General features: G+C 69.8%; 12 protein-coding genes and 1 pseudogene. 11 read left to right on the forward strand and 2 right to left on the reverse strand.

The window, feature by feature from the left end:
* From ACFP2V_RS18580 to ACFP2V_RS18605, 6 genes and pseudogenes are all read left to right on the forward strand, one after another.
* A pseudogene (locus ACFP2V_RS18580) lies at positions 1-135 on the forward strand (Holliday junction branch migration DNA helicase RuvB); the annotation flags it as partial.
* Positions 136-300: 165 nt separating this feature from the next.
* Positions 301-828 carry a preprotein translocase subunit YajC gene (gene yajC, locus ACFP2V_RS18585; protein ID WP_381213224.1) on the forward strand — a complete coding sequence of 176 codons (528 nt, stop codon included), beginning with the start codon at positions 301-303 and terminating at the stop codon, positions 826-828.
* A gap of 135 nt (positions 829-963) precedes the next feature.
* Positions 964-2,748 carry a protein translocase subunit SecD gene (gene secD, locus ACFP2V_RS18590; protein ID WP_381213227.1) on the forward strand — a complete coding sequence of 595 codons (1,785 nt, stop codon included), beginning with the start codon at positions 964-966 and terminating at the stop codon, positions 2,746-2,748.
* Positions 2,749-2,751: 3 nt separating this feature from the next.
* On the forward strand, positions 2,752-3,873 hold the full coding sequence (secF, locus tag ACFP2V_RS18595; RefSeq protein ID WP_381213230.1) for a protein translocase subunit SecF: 1,122 nt from the start codon (positions 2,752-2,754) through the stop codon (positions 3,871-3,873).
* Entirely contained in the window at positions 3,870-4,418 is a 549-nt protein-coding gene (locus ACFP2V_RS18600; RefSeq protein WP_381213233.1) for an adenine phosphoribosyltransferase, read from the forward strand. Before secF ends, ACFP2V_RS18600 begins: the two co-directional genes overlap by 4 nt.
* Before the next feature lie 220 nt (positions 4,419-4,638).
* Positions 4,639-7,194 carry a RelA/SpoT family protein gene (locus tag ACFP2V_RS18605; protein ID WP_381213236.1) on the forward strand — a complete coding sequence of 852 codons (2,556 nt, stop codon included), beginning with the start codon at positions 4,639-4,641 and terminating at the stop codon, positions 7,192-7,194.
* 78 nt (positions 7,195-7,272) lie between these two features.
* On the opposite strand, the gene ACFP2V_RS18610 is transcribed toward ACFP2V_RS18605, so the two are convergent.
* Positions 7,273-8,502 carry a DUF349 domain-containing protein gene (locus ACFP2V_RS18610; RefSeq protein ID WP_381213239.1) on the reverse strand — a complete coding sequence of 410 codons (1,230 nt, stop codon included), beginning with the start codon at positions 8,500-8,502 and terminating at the stop codon, positions 7,273-7,275.
* A gap of 136 nt (positions 8,503-8,638) precedes the next feature.
* The gene (locus ACFP2V_RS18615; protein WP_381213498.1) at positions 8,639-9,487 is read right to left on the reverse strand and encodes a peptidylprolyl isomerase; all 849 of its coding nucleotides are present in this window, start codon (positions 9,485-9,487) and stop codon (positions 8,639-8,641) included.
* A 180-nt stretch (positions 9,488-9,667) separates the two neighbouring features.
* Here ACFP2V_RS18615 and ACFP2V_RS18620 point away from each other — a divergent pair, with 180 nt between their 5' ends.
* The 5 genes from ACFP2V_RS18620 to rpsD all read left to right on the forward strand — a co-directional run bounded on the left by ACFP2V_RS18620 (position 9,668) and on the right by rpsD (position 14,995).
* Positions 9,668-10,384 carry an MBL fold metallo-hydrolase gene (locus ACFP2V_RS18620; protein ID WP_381213242.1) on the forward strand — a complete coding sequence of 239 codons (717 nt, stop codon included), beginning with the start codon at positions 9,668-9,670 and terminating at the stop codon, positions 10,382-10,384.
* A gap of 11 nt (positions 10,385-10,395) precedes the next feature.
* Positions 10,396-11,658, forward strand: a complete 1,263-nt coding sequence (gene hisS / locus ACFP2V_RS18625; protein WP_381213244.1) for a histidine--tRNA ligase — start codon at positions 10,396-10,398, stop codon at positions 11,656-11,658.
* A gap of 290 nt (positions 11,659-11,948) precedes the next feature.
* A complete protein-coding gene (locus tag ACFP2V_RS18630) occupies positions 11,949-12,608 on the forward strand; it encodes a vitamin K epoxide reductase family protein (RefSeq protein ID WP_381213247.1) in 660 nt (219 codons plus the stop codon).
* 86 nt (positions 12,609-12,694) lie between these two features.
* Entirely contained in the window at positions 12,695-14,044 is a 1,350-nt protein-coding gene (locus ACFP2V_RS18635) for a replication-associated recombination protein A (protein WP_381213250.1), read from the forward strand.
* 336 nt (positions 14,045-14,380) lie between these two features.
* Positions 14,381-14,995, forward strand: a complete 615-nt coding sequence (rpsD, locus tag ACFP2V_RS18640; RefSeq protein WP_055573891.1) for a 30S ribosomal protein S4 — start codon at positions 14,381-14,383, stop codon at positions 14,993-14,995.
* The last annotated feature ends 39 nt before the right edge of the window (positions 14,996-15,034 follow it).

Here is a 15,034-nt window from a genome sequence, read left to right on the forward strand (position 1 = left end):
CTGGTACGGGAGGGGCTGCTGGCCCGCACCCCGCGCGGCCGGGTCGCCACACCGGCGGCATGGGCGCACCTCGGCCTCGTCCCGCCCGGCTCCCGACCTGCCGGAAACGGACAAGGGGACCTGTTCGGGTCGTGAGAGGGACGGCATTGGCCACGCCAGGAACCCCGGTGCCATGCTGGGCGTTGTTCCCTGCGCGCGGACTCGCCTAGACTCCGCCGATGCCACGCCTTGCCGGCGGCACCACATACCCCCAACCATCAGGCCGTTCACCAGTGCGGTCGTGTGAAGGAAGTCCGACCCGTGAGTCTCCTGACCCTCCTCCCGTTCATTGTGCTCATCGGGGCCATGTTCCTGATGACCCGGTCGGCCAAGAAGAAGCAGCAGCAGGCCATCGATATGCGGAACCAGATGCAGCCGGGTTCCGGTGTCCGCACGATCGGGGGTATGTATGCCACGGTGAAGGAGGTCAGTGAGGACACGGTCCTCCTCGACGCCGGACCCGGCGTGGAACTGCTGTTCGCGAAGAACTCCATCGGTGCCGTACTGACCGACGAGGAGTACAACCACATCGTTCACGGCATCGAGCACGACCTGAAGTCCGACGCCGATGTCGTCCCCGACGACGCCTCCTCCCTCACCGAGACCGACGACTCCGCCGCCTCCGACGACGCGCCGGTCGATTTCGGCAAGAAGGACGCGGCCGACGTGCCTGCCGACACCGCCGACGCCGAGTCGGCCGATGCCGGCACCGACGCCACCGACGCCACCGACAAGGCGAAGACGGACGAGCAGGCGAAGAAGTCCGACGGCGGTTCCGAGGCGAAGTAGTCGTGACCCGGGGTGCGCGGGCCGCACGGTCCGCGCACCCCGGGGCATGCCCAGCTCGCGCGGAGTCCCGAGACCATGTCATGGCCGCCCACCCGTCGACCGGGCGCGAGGCGGCCCGAGAGGGAGTACGAGAAGGTGGCAGCACTCAAAAAGGGAACCAACGCGAGCGTCACAAGTAAACCGTGGCGCTCGCTGGCCCTGATTCTGATCGCCATGGTGGCGCTCACCGGAGGGATGTTCGCCTCCGGGCACAAGACTCCGCGTCTGGGTATCGACCTCGCCGGCGGCACCAGCATCACGCTGGCGGCCGTACCCGAGGCCGGTCAGGAATCCGCGATCAACCCGACCAATATGGCGACTGCGGTCTCCATCATGGAGCGTCGCGTCAACGGTCTCGGTGTCTCCGAGGCCGAGGTCCAGACGCAGGGCAACCGTAACATCATCGTCAATATCCCCAAGGGCACCAACTCCGAACAGGCCCGGGAACAGGTCGGCACCACCGCCAAGCTCTACTTCCGTCCGGTCGTAGCCACCGAACTCGCCGCGGGCGGTGCCGCTCCCACGCCGAGCGGCACCGGTAACACCTCAGCCGAGAGCGACAAGGCCACCGACGGCGCGAGCCAGGGGGCCACGGACAAGACCACCGACGAGGGGTCCCCGTCCGCCTCCACCAGCCCGTCGGCCGGCGCCACCACCCAGGGCCGTGCGGTCACCGAGGCCCTGAAGGCCGACCCCACCCCGTCCGCGACCCCCACCGGTTCGGCCAAGGCCACTCCCTCCCCCTCCACGACGGACGGGGCCTCCGAGGCGGACAACAAGCTCCAGGCCCAGTACGCCGCGCTCGACTGCACCAAGGCTGACGTCCGCGCCTCCGCCGGTGACGGGACCAAGGCCACCGAATCGACCGTGGCCTGCGGCCAGAACTCGCAGGGGCAGTGGCAGAAGTACATCCTCGGCCCCGCCGCCGTCGACGGCACGGACGTCGACAAGGCCAAGGCGGTCCTCAACACACAGACCGGTGCCGGCTGGACCGTCACCATGGACTTCACGGACAAGGGCAGCAAGAAGTTCGCCGACATCACCGGCAAGCTGGCGCAGAACCCGTCCCCGCAGAACCAGTTCGCCATCGTCCTGGACGGCGAGGTCGTCTCCGACCCGTACGTCAGCCAGGCCCTCACCGGCGGCAACGCGGAGATCTCCGGCAACTTCACCCAGAAGTCGTCCGAGGAACTCGCCAACATGCTGTCCTACGGTGCCCTCCCCCTGACGTTCCGCGAGGACAGCGTCACCACCGTCACCGCCGCACTCGGCGGAGACCAGCTGCACGCCGGCCTGATCGCCGGCGCGATCGGCCTCGCCATGGTCGTCCTCTACCTGCTGGTCTACTACCGCGGTCTGTCGTTCATCGCCGTCGCCTCGCTGCTGGTGTCCGCCTCTCTCACCTACGTGATCATGGCGCTGCTCGGCCCCACCATCGGCTTCGCGCTGAACCTGCCGGCCGTCTGCGGAGCCATCGTCGCCATCGGCATCACGGCGGACTCGTTCATCGTGTACTTCGAACGGGTGAGGGACGAGATCCGCGAGGGCCGCGTCCTGCGCACCGCCGTGGAGCGTGCCTGGCCGCGCGCCCGGCGCACCATCCTGGTCTCCGACTTCGTCTCCTTCCTCGCCGCCGCGGTGCTCTTCGTCGTCACCGTCGGCAAGGTCCAGGGCTTCGCGTTCACGCTCGGTCTGACCACGGTGCTCGACGTCGTGGTGGTGTTCCTGTTCACCAAGCCGCTGCTGACGCTGATGGCCCGCCGGAAGTTCTTCGCGAGCGGTCACAAGTGGTCCGGCCTGGATCCGAAGGCCCTCGGGGCGAAACCCCCGCTGCGCCGCACCCGCCGCCCCTCCGCCCCCACCCAGACGAAGGAGGCGTGAGGGATGTCGAAGCTCGGTAATCTCGGCGCCCGGCTGCACCACGGTGAGGTCGGCTACGACTTCATCAAGAACCGCAAGATCTGGTACGGCATCTCCATCCTGATCACCGTCCTGGCCATCGCCGGCCTGGCAGTGCGCGGCCTCCACATGGGCATCGAGTTCCAGGGCGGAGCGGTCTTCACCACCCCGAAGAACATGAGCGCCTCGGTCGCCCAGGCCGAGAAGTACGCGGAAGATGCCTCCGGCCACGACGCCATCGTCCAGAAGCTCGGCGACGGCAGCCTGCGCATCCAGATCGCGGCCATCGACACCAGCACCTCGGACAAGATCAAGACGGAGCTCTCCCAGGACCTGAAGCTCGACCCCGAGCGGATCAACGCGGACCTGGTCGGTCCCAGCTGGGGCGAGCAGATCGCCAACAAGGCCTGGCAGGGCCTCGGCATCTTCCTGTTCCTGGTCGTGATCTATCTGGCGATCGCCTTCGAGTGGCGCATGGCGATCGCCGCGTTCGTCGCGCTGATCCACGACATCACCATCACCGTCGGCGTGTACGCCCTCGTGGGCTTCGAGGTCACACCGGGCACGGTGATCGGTCTGCTGACCATCCTCGGCTATTCGCTCTACGACACGGTCGTGGTGTTCGACAGCCTCAAGGAACAGACCAAGGACATCACCAAGCAGTCCCGTTGGACCTACAGCGAGATCGCCAACCGCTCCATCAACGGCACCCTGGTCCGTTCCGTCAACACCACGGTGGTCGCGCTGATGCCGGTGGGGGCCCTGCTGTTCATCGGTGGCGGTGTCCTCGGCGCCGGCATGCTGAACGACATCTCGCTGTCCCTGTTCGTCGGCCTCGCCGCCGGTGCGTACTCGTCGATCTTCATCGCCACTCCGCTCGTCGCCGACCTCAAGGAGTTCGATCCTTCGATGCGGTCCCTGAAGAAGCGCGTCCTGGCCAAGCGCGCCCTGGGCACCGACGCGGGCGACGAGCCGAGGGACGTCCGGGTGCCCGACGGCGGCCACGACAATGGGCTGGACGAAGCCGCTGCCGCTGTCGTCGGCCCACGCGACCAGTCCGCGTCCCGCAGCCGCGGGCGCGGCCGACCCCCGGGAAAGCGACGATGACCGAAATCACTGATGTCTCCGCACTGCTGCTGAGCCGCATCCGGGACGTGGCGGACCACCCGGAGCCGGGTGTGCTGTTCAAGGACATCACCCCGCTCCTGGCCGACCCGGCGGCGTTCACCGCGCTCAGTGACGCCCTCGCACAGATCGCCGGCCGCACCGGCGCCACCAAGGTCGTCGGCCTGGAAGCCCGCGGCTTCATCCTCGGCGCCCCGGTCGCCGTCCGCGCGGGCCTCGGCTTCATCCCCGTGCGCAAGGCGGGCAAGCTCCCCGGAGCCACCCTCAGCCAGGCGTACGACCTGGAGTACGGCTCCGCCGAGATCGAGGTGCACGCCGAGGACCTCACCGCCGCCGACCGCGTCCTGGTGATCGACGACGTGCTCGCCACCGGCGGCACCGCCGAGGCGTCGGTCCAGCTCATCCGCAGGGCGGGCGCCGACGTCGCGGGCCTCGCCGTACTGATGGAGCTCGGCTTCCTCGGCGGCCGGGCGCGCGTGGAACCGGCCCTGGCCGGTGCCCCGCTGGAGGCGCTGCTCACGCTCTGACGAGCGCCGAGGGACACCGTCCCACCAGCGACGCAGCGCGCCGGACGGGCGTGGCGGACACCGCGCGGGCGGGCACCGGGGGAATCCGGTGCCCGCCCCGCGCGTTTCAGGGGTGAACAATCCGCACACCGGTCCGAAGGAGATCCGCAGGCACGGGATGGCTACCATGGGGGCTCCGGAACCTGATCTGGGGACCCGTGATCGCGTACGAGGAGTCCTCTTGGCAGACGAGGCCCAGCACCTGACCGCAGACAAGCCCGAGTCCGGCTCGGCTGCCGCGGCCAAGCCCGCGCCGAGCACACCCCACGCGAAGAACGACCCGCGCGGGCCGGTCCAGCACGCCCAGGCCGCCGTGGAAAAGCCCGAGCAACCGCGTCCCAAGCCGTCCCCCGCTCCCGACTCCGCTCGAGCGGGGGGAGCCCAGCGCTCCGCCCCCGCGGCCCGCCCGAACACCGGGCAGCCCACCCGCTCCGGCTCCTCCAACCGCGTCCGCGCCCGCCTGGCCCGGCTCGGGGTCCAGCGCGCCAACCCGTACAACCCGGTGCTGGAGCCGCTGCTGCGGATAGTGCGCGGCAACGACCCCAAGATCGAGAACGCCACCCTCCGCCAGATCGAGAGCGCCTACCAGGTCGCCGAGCGCTGGCACCGCGGCCAGAAGCGCAAGAGCGGCGACCCGTACATCACGCACCCGCTCGCCGTCACCACCATCCTCGCCGAGCTGGGCATGGACCCGGCCACCCTGATGGCCGGCCTGCTGCACGACACGGTGGAGGACACCGAGTACGGCCTGGAACAGCTCCGCCGCGACTTCGGCGACACCGTCGCCCTGCTGGTCGACGGCGTCACCAAGCTGGACAAGGTCAAGTTCGGCGAGGCCGCGCAGGCCGAGACCGTGCGCAAGATGGTCGTCGCCATGGCCAAGGACCCCCGGGTCCTGGTCATCAAGCTCGCCGACCGCCTGCACAACATGCGCACCATGCGCTACCTCAAGCGCGAGAAGCAGGAGAAGAAGGCGCGCGAGACCCTGGAGATCTACGCGCCGCTCGCCCACCGGCTGGGCATGAACACCATCAAGTGGGAGCTGGAGGACCTCGCCTTCGCGATCCTCTACCCCAAGATGTACGACGAGATCGTCCGGCTGGTCGCCGAACGCGCCCCCAAGCGCGACGAGTACCTGGCGATCGTCACCGACGAGGTCCAGCAGGACCTGCGCGCGGCCCGCATCAAGGCGACCGTCACCGGCCGCCCCAAGCACTACTACAGCGTCTACCAGAAGATGATCGTCCGCGGCCGGGACTTCGCGGAGATCTACGACCTGGTGGGCATCCGTGTCCTCGTGGACACCGTCCGCGACTGCTACGCGGCACTCGGCACGGTGCACGCGCGGTGGAATCCGGTCCCCGGCCGGTTCAAGGACTACATCGCGATGCCCAAGTTCAACATGTACCAGTCGCTGCACACGACGGTCATCGGCCCCGGCGGCAAGCCCGTCGAGCTGCAGATCCGCACGTTCGACATGCACCGCCGCGCCGAGTACGGCATCGCCGCGCACTGGAAGTACAAGCAGGAGGCCGTCGCCGGCGCCTCGAAGGTGCGCACCGACGTCGCCCCCGGCAAGGCGGGCAAGGACTCGGCCGCCGTCAACGACATGGCGTGGCTGCGGCAGCTCCTCGACTGGCAGAAGGAGACCGAGGACCCCGGCGAGTTCCTTGAGTCCCTGCGCTTCGACCTGTCCCGCAACGAGGTCTTCGTCTTCACCCCCAAGGGCGATGTCATCGCGCTCCCCGCGGGCGCCACCCCGGTGGACTTCGCGTACGCCGTCCACACCGAGGTCGGCCACCGCACCATAGGAGCGCGGGTCAACGGCCGGCTCGTCCCGCTCGAGTCGACCCTGGACAACGGCGATCTGGTGGAGGTCTTCACCTCCAAGGCAGCCGGCGCGGGCCCCTCCCGGGACTGGCTCGGCTTCGTCAAGTCGCCGCGCGCCCGCAACAAGATCCGCGCCTGGTTCTCCAAGGAGCGACGCGACGAGGCGATCGAGCAGGGCAAGGACGCCATCGTCCGCGCGATGCGCAAGCAGAACCTGCCGATCCAGCGCATCCTCACCGGCGACTCACTGGTCACTCTCGCGCACGAGATGCGCTACTCGGACATCTCCGCGCTGTACGCGGCGATCGGCGAGGGCCATGTCGCCGCGCAGAACATCGTCCAGAAGCTGGTGCAGGCCCTGGGCGGCGAGGAGGCGGCCACCGAGGAGATCGACGAGTCGGTGCCGCCGGCCCGCGGGCGGGGCCGCAAGCGCCGCTCCAACGCCGATCCCGGGGTCGTCGTCAAGGGCGTCGACGATGTCTGGGTCAAGCTGGCCCGCTGCTGCACCCCGGTTCCCGGCGACCCGATCATCGGCTTCGTCACCCGCGGCAGCGGCGTCTCCGTCCACCGCAGCGACTGCGTGAACGTCGACTCGCTGTCCCGTGAGCCCGAGCGCATCCTCGAGGTCGAGTGGGCGCCGACCCAGTCCTCGGTGTTCCTGGTCGCCATCCAGGTCGAGGCCCTGGACCGCTCCCGGCTGCTGTCGGACGTCACACGCGTGCTGTCCGACCAGCACGTCAACATCCTCTCCGCGGCTGTCCAGACCTCCCGCGACCGCGTCGCCACCTCCCGCTTCACCTTCGAGATGGGCGACCCGAAGCACCTCGGGCACGTCCTGAAGGCCGTACGGGGCGTGGAGGGCGTCTACGACGTGTACAGGGTGACCTCGGCCCGCAACCGGACGTAGACCGGCCACAGCGCACGGCAAGCACGGCAGAGGGGCTCCCGTACACGCGGTACGGGAGCCCCTCTGCCGTGCTTGCCGTCAGCCGCCGAACTCCTGCAGACCCTTCAGGGCCTGGTCCAGGAGCGCCTGGCGGCCCTCCAGCTCCCGCTCGAGCTTCTGGGCCCTGGCGTCGTTGCCCTGCGCCCGCGCCTGCTCGATCTGGCCCTTCAGCTTGTCCGCGGCCGCCTGGAGCTGGCCGGTCAGACCCTCGGCACGCGCGCGTGCCTCCGGGTTGGTCCGGCGCCACTCGGCCTCCTCGGCCTCCTGCATGGCCCGCTCCACGGTGTGCATCCGGCCCTCGACCTTCGGCCGGGCGTCCCGCGGCACATGGCCGATGGCCTCCCACCGCTCGTTGAGCGCGCGGAACGCGGCGCGGGCGGCCTTCAGGTCCGTGATCGGCAGGAGCTTCTCGGCCTCCCCGGCCAGCTCCTCCTTGAGCTTGAGGTTCTCCGTCTGCTCCGCGTCACGCTCGGCGAAGACCGAGCCGCGGGCGGCGAAGAAGACGTCCTGGGCACCGCGGAAGCGGTTCCACAGGTCCTCCTCGTGCTCGCGCTGGGCGCGGCCCGCGGCCTTCCACTCCGACATCAGATCCCGGTAGCGCGCCGCCGTCGCACCCCAGTCCGTCGATTTCGACAGCCCCTCGGCCTCGGCGACCAGACGTTCCTTGGTCTTGCGGGCCTCCTCGCGCTGCGCGTCCAGGTGCGCGAAGTGCTGCTTGCGCCGCTTGGAGAACGCCGACCGCGCGTGCGAGAAGCGGTGCCACAGCTCGTCGTCGGACTTGCGGTCCAGCCGCGGCAGGCCCTTCCAGGTGTCCACCAGCGCCCGCAGCCGCTCACCGGCAGCCCGCCACTGGTCCGAGCCCGCCAGCTCCTCCGCCTCGGCGACCAGCGCCTCCTTGGCGTGGCGCGCCTCGTCGGACTGCTTCGCCCGCTGCGCCCTGCGCTCCTCGCGCCGGGCGTCCACCAGCTCCACGAGCTTGTCCAGCCGCACCCGCAGGGCAGCCAGGTCACCGACCGCGTGATGGGCGTCGACCTGCTCCCGCAGGTGCCCGACCGCCGCCATGGCGTCCTTCGAGGACAGGTCGGTGGTCTTCACTCGCTTCTCGAGGAGGCCGATCTCGACAACCAGGCCCTCGTACTTGCGCTCGAAGTAGGCCAGAGCCTCCTCGGGGGAGCCCGCCTGCCAGGAACCGACGACCTGCTCTCCGTCGGCCGTACGCACGTACACGGTCCCCGTCTCGTCGACGCGGCCCCACGGGTCGCTGCTCACAGCGCCTCCTCCACATGATGCCTGCGGAGGGCTCTGCTGCCCCCGGGCATCGTCCACAGTTTTCGTCACGGCCAATCTAGGCGACCGGCGGGATGCTGTCCGCATCCCGCGCGACCGAAATTCCGCAGCTGGGCAGTCAGGATTTCGTGACCGTCGCCTTGTTGATGACGACCGTCGCGTTGGGCGCGGTATTCCCGGTCGCGGGGTCCATGGGCTGAGCACCGGCGTCCGCGATCTTCTTCAGCACCTTCATCCCCGCCTCGGACACCGTGCCGAACGGTGTGTAGTCGGGCGGCAGCTGACTGTCCTGGTAGACCAGGAAGAACTGGCTGCCTCCACTGTCGCGCCCCTGCTGCGCCTGCGCGTTGTACTGGTTGGCCATCGCGACCGTGCCTGCCGGGTACACATTGCCCTTGAGGCTCTTGTCCTTCAGATTCTCGTCGGGAATCGTGTAGCCGGGGCCGCCCGTTCCGGTGCCCTGCGGATCGCCGCACTGCAGCACGTAGATGCCCGTGTCGGTCAGCCGGTGGCACGTGCTGTGGTCGAAGTAGCCCTCACCGGCGAGGAACTCGAACGAGTTGACGGTGTGCGGGGCAGCCGACGCCTTCAGCGCCAGGTCGATCGTGCCGCAGGTCGTGTCGAGCGACATCGTGTACTTCGCCGACTTGTCGACGGAGAGCGCCGGCTCCTTCTTCCAGGTCTTCGACGCGACCTTGCCCTGGGCCGGCTTCTCGCACGGGTCGGGCGCCTTGCTCGGGGCCTCGGCGCTGGGCGTGACCTCCGCGTTCGCGTTGGACGTGTCCTCGTCCCGGTCGAACGCCCCGGCCGTGTACAGCCCGAGGCTGCCGATCAGGACCACACCGAGGGCGGACGCGATCACCGAGTTGCGGATCCGCGACTTGCGGCGCGCCTCGGTACGCCGCTGCTGCTGCCGCAAGAACTTCTCCCGGGCGAGCTGACGCCGCCGCTGCTCCTGGCTGACCACCGGGTTACTCCTCATGCCTCTCGTGTGCCGACCGAATACGCGTGCGGGCGGCGGGCCGACTGACTGCGTGTGCCCCGTACCGTATATGGGTTCGCTGAGGAAACGGCAGCGCCGGTAGGCTCTGACCGCGGGCGCCAGCCCCGCCGCAAGCCTCCCGTACCGACACAACGAAGGACGAACGTGCTCATTGCCGGGTTCCCCGCCGGGGCCTGGGGGACGAACTGTTATCTCGTCGCCCCCGCCGCCGGCGAGGAGTGCGTGATCATCGATCCCGGCCACCAGGCCGCCCCCGGAGTCGAGGAGGCGGTCCGCAAACACCGGCTGAAGCCCGTGGCCGTCGTCCTCACACACGGCCACATCGACCACGTGGCCTCGGTCGTCCCCGTGTGCGGGGCGCACGACGTACCGGCCTGGATCCACCCCGACGACCGGTACATGATGAGCGACCCCGAGAAGGGCATCGGCCGCGCCATCGGCATGCCGCTGATGGGCGAACTGACCGTGGGGGAGCCGGCCGACGTCAAGGAACTGGCCGACGGCGCGGAGCTCGACCTGGCCGGTCTGCGGCTGACGGTCGCGCACGCGCCCGGCCATACCAAGGGGTCGGTGACCTTCGGCCTGCCCGAGGCGGCGGACATCCCGCCGGTGTTCTTCTCGGGCGACCTGCTGTTCGCCGGCTCCGTCGGACGCACCGACCTGCCCGGCGGTGACACGGCCGACCTGCTCGACTCGCTGGCCCGCGTGTGCCTGCCGCTCGACGACTCGACCGTGGTGCTGTCCGGACACGGACCCCAGACGACCATCGGCCAGGAGCGCGCCACCAACCCGTATCTGCGGCAGGTGGCGGCGGACCGCCAAGGACGCGGCGCCGCAGACGCTCCCCGACGAGGAATGTGACAAGACCTTCCGTGAGCACCTTCAAGGCCCCCAAGGGCACCTACGACCTGATCCCGCCGGACAGCGCCACGTACCTCGCCGTCCGCGAGGCCATCGCCGCCCCGCTGCGGGGCTCCGGCTACGGCTACATCGAGACACCCGGCTTCGAGAACGTCGAGCTGTTCGCGCGCGGTGTCGGTGAGTCCACCGACATCGTCACCAAGGAGATGTACGCCTTCGAGACCAAGGGCGGCGACCGCCTCGCCCTGCGGCCCGAGGGCACGGCCTCCGTGCTGCGCGCGGCCCTGGAGGCCAACCTGCACAAGGCGGGCAACCTCCCGGTCAAGCTCTGGTACTCCGGCTCGTACTACCGCTACGAGCGCCCCCAGAAGGGCCGCTACCGCCACTTCTCCCAGGTCGGCGCCGAGGCGATCGGTGCCGAGGACCCGGCGCTCGACGCCGAGCTGATCATCCTGGCCGACCAGGCGTACCGCTCCCTGGGACTCAGCGCATTCCGCATCCTGCTGAACTCCCTGGGCGACAAGGAGTGCCGCCCCGTCTACCGGGCCGCGCTGCAGGACTTCCTGCGCGGACTGGACCTGGACGAGGACACCCTGCGCCGCGCGGAGATCAACCCGCTGCGCGTCCTGGACGACAAGCGCGAGGCGGTGCAGAAGCAGCTGACCGGTGCCCCGCTGCTGCGCGACTACCTGTGCGACGCCTGCAAGACGTACCACGAGGAGGTCCGCGAGCTGGTCACGGCCGCGGGCGTCGCCTTCGAGGACGACCCCAGGCTGGTGCGGGGGCTGGACTACTACACGCGCACCACCTTCGAGTTCGTCCACGACGGTCTGGGCTCCCAGTCCGCGGTGGGCGGCGGCGGCCGCTACGACGGTCTCTCGGAGATGATCGGCGGCCCCGCGCTGCCGTCCGTCGGCTGGGCGCTCGGTGTCGACCGCACGGTGCTGGCCTTGGAGGCGGAGGGTGTCACGCTCGAACTCCCGGCGACCACCAGCGTCTTCGCCGTCCCGCTCGGCGAGGAGGCCCGCCGGGTGCTGTTCGCCAAGGTCACCGAACTGCGCAAGAACGGCGTCGCCGCCGACTTCGCCTACGGCGGCAAGGGACTGAAGGCGGCGATGAAGGCGGCCAACCGCTCGGGCGCGCGCTACGCCCTGGTGCTCGGCGAGCGCGATCTCGCCGAGGGCGTCGTCCAGCTCAAGGACATGGAGTCCGGCGAGCAGACCGCGGTGGGCGTCAACGAGATCGTGGCCGAGCTGGAGGCCCGGCTCGGCTGACCCCCGCCCTTCCCCTCACGCGCATGAAGGCGCCGGTGTGCCCGAGCGGGCCCGGCGCCTTCGCCGTCGACGCGCCGTCGTCGCGTCAACATCGCGGACGCCGATTCCCTCGATCGGGGACCTAGGCTGGAGCGTATGTGCGGCCAGGGCACATACTGCGGCCGAAACCGTACGCCCGCGGGGCCTGTTCATACGCTCTTGTGGCCGGCGGACGGTGGACCCACGGTCCCGTGCGGCACAATGGCCCTGCCCGAAGCAGGTCCACACTCTCCAGTGACGGAATCGGCGTGATGAGCAAGTCGACAGTGAAGGACGTTTCCACCGAGCCCGACCCCGCGCCGGGGCCCGCAGCCGGGCCGCCGCGCGAGGGCGCCGGCCGTGCGTTCGCCCTGCTGCTGCTCATCACCGGCGCCGCCGGTGTACTCGCCGCGTGGGTCATCACGCTGGACAAGTTCAAGCTGCTCGAGGCCAAGGTCAAGGGCGAGACGTTCGTCCCCGGCTGCAGCCTCAACCCGGTGGTCTCCTGCGGCAGTGTCATGGAGAGCCACCAGGCGAGCGTCTTCGGCTTCCCCAACCCGATGCTGGGCCTCGTGACCTACGGCGTCGTCATCTGCGTGGGCATGAGTCTGCTCGCCGGAGCCCGCTTCCCGCGCTGGTACTGGCTCACCTTCAACGCGGGCACCCTCTTCGGCACCGTCTTCTGCGCCTGGCTGATGTTCCAGTCCCTGTACCGGATCAACGCCCTGTGCCTGTGGTGCTGCCTGGCCTGGGTCGCCACGATCATCATGTTCTGGTACGTCACGTCGTTCAACATCCGCAAGGGCTTCCTGCCCGCCCCCGGCTGGCTCAAGAGCTTCTTCGGCGAGTTCACCTGGGTCATGCCCGTACTGCACATCGGCATCATCGGCATGCTGATCCTGACCCGCTGGTGGGAGTTCTGGACCAGCTGACCGCCGGTATCGCACCGACCCCGGGTCACAAGGACCGCACCGACCGCGCGCCCCGCGCTGTCGGTGCGGTCCTTTAGGGTTTCGGTGTGGAGCCCGATCTGTTCACCGCCGCAGCCGAAGACCGCCAGGAGAAGGACCCGACCGGCAGCCCTCTCGCCGTCCGGATGCGCCCGCGCACCCTCGACGAGGTGGTGGGCCAACGACATCTGCTGAAGCCCGGCTCACCCTTGCGCCGGCTGGTCGGCGAGGGCTCCTCCGGCCCCGCGGGCCCGTCCTCGGTGTTTCTGTGGGGACCGCCCGGCACCGGCAAGACGACCCTGGCCCACGTCGTGTCCAAGGCCACCGACCGGCGCTTCGTCGAACTGTCGGCGATCACCGCGGGCGTCAAGGAGGTCCGCGTGGTCATCGACGGCGCCCGTCGCGCTTCCGGCGGGTACGGCAAGGAGACCGTCCTCTTCCTCGACGAGATCCACCGCTTCAGCAAGGCCCAGCAGGACTCCCTGCTCCCCGCGGTCGAGAACCGCTGGGTCACACTGATCGCCGCGACCACCGAGAACCCCTACTTCTCGGTCATCTCCCCGCTGTTGTCCCGCTCGCTCCTGCTCACCCTCGAACCCCTGACCGACGACGACATCAGGGACCTGCTGCACCGCGCGCTCGGCGACGAGCGGGGCCTGAAGGGCACCCTCAGCCTCCCCGAGGACACCGGCGACCACCTGGTGCGCATCGCCGGAGGCGACGCCCGCCGTGCCCTGACCGCCCTGGAGGCCGCGGCGGGAGCCGCGCTGGACAAGGGCGAGACGGAGATCTCCCTGGCCACGCTGGAGGAGACGGTCGACCGGGCCGCCGTGAAGTACGACCGCTCCGGCGATCAGCACTACGACGTCGCCAGCGCCCTGATCAAGTCCATCCGCGGCTCCGACGTGGACGCGGCCCTGCACTACCTGGCCCGGATGATCGAGGCCGGCGAGGACCCCCGCTTCATCGCCCGCCGCCTGATGATCTCCGCCAGCGAGGACATCGGCCTCGCCGATCCGAACGCGCTGCCCATCGCGGTCGCCGCCGCCCAGGCCGTCGCCATGATCGGCTTCCCCGAGGCCGCCCTCACCCTCAGCCACGCCACCATCGCCCTCGCCCTCGCCCCCAAGTCCAACGCGGCCACCACCGCGATCGGCGCCGCCCTCGACGACGTCCGCAAGGGACTGGCCGGGCCCGTGCCGACCCATCTGCGCGACGGGCACTACAAGGGCGCGGCCAAGCTGGGCCACGCCCAGGGGTACGTGTATCCGCACGACCTGCCCGAGGGCATCGCCCAGCAGCAGTACGCTCCCGACGCCCTCAAGGGGCGCGCGTACTACGAACCCACCCGGCACGGCGCCGAGGCGCGGTACGCCGACGCGGTGGAGTGGACCAGGAAGCACCTCGGTCGGAAGTAGCCGTGAGCACCCTGTAGAATCACCTGAAGCTGCGTCCCGCGTCCGGCCCCGCAAGGGAAACCGGCACCACCAGAGCGGGACATCCAGCCGGAGACCTGCCCCCCGGGGCAGGGAATCCAGGAGCGTCGCGCACCGTCGAACGGTGTCGCGGGCAGCCCACCACCACCCGGAGTCCCGGGACCGGCCGGTGGGCCACTCGCGTGCTGCACGTATGTGCCCAGACCAGGGGAGCGGCTGCCCGGCAGGTCCCGAGCGGACCCGCGGGGTTTCCCCAACTGCGGATGCGACCTCCTTTAACCCTGGTGAGCCGAAAACTTTGGAAAAGAGACAGAGACAGTGGCGAATCAGCCCCGCCCCAAGGTCAAGAAGTCGCGTGCCCTGGGTATCGCGCTGACCCCGAAGGCCGTCAAGTACTTCGAGGCCCGCCCCTACCCGCCGGGTGAGCACGGCCGCGGCCGCAAGCAGAACTCGGACTACAAGGTCCGTCTGCTGGAGAAGCAGCGTCTGCGCGCCCAGTACGACGTCAGCGAGCGCCAGCTCGTCCGCGCGTACGAGCGTGCGGCCAAGACGACGATCAAGACCGGTGACGCCCTCGTCATCGAGCTCGAGCGCCGTCTCGACGCCCTGGTCCTGCGTTCGGGCATCGCCCGCACGATCTACCAGGCCCGCCAGATGGTCACCCACGGCCACATCCAGGTCAACGGCAAGAAGGTCGACAAGCCCTCCTTCCGTGTCCGCCCGGACGACGTCGTGCAGGTCCGTGAGCGCAGCAAGGACAAGACGCTGTTCACGATCGCCCGCGAGGGTGGCTTCGCCCCCGACGGCGAGACCCCGCGCTACCTCCAGGTGAACCTCAAGTCCCTGGCGTTCCGCCTGGACCGTGAGCCGAACCGCAAGGAGATCCCGGTGATCTGCGACGAGCAGCTCGTCGTCGAGTACTACGCCCGCTGACCCCAGCAGGCGTGCGGTGACTCAGCCCGCCGTCTCCCC

It is taken from the genome of Streptomyces incanus (assembly GCF_042656345.1).
GTDB classification, from domain to species: Bacteria; Actinomycetota; Actinomycetes; order Streptomycetales; family Streptomycetaceae; genus Streptomyces; species Streptomyces incanus.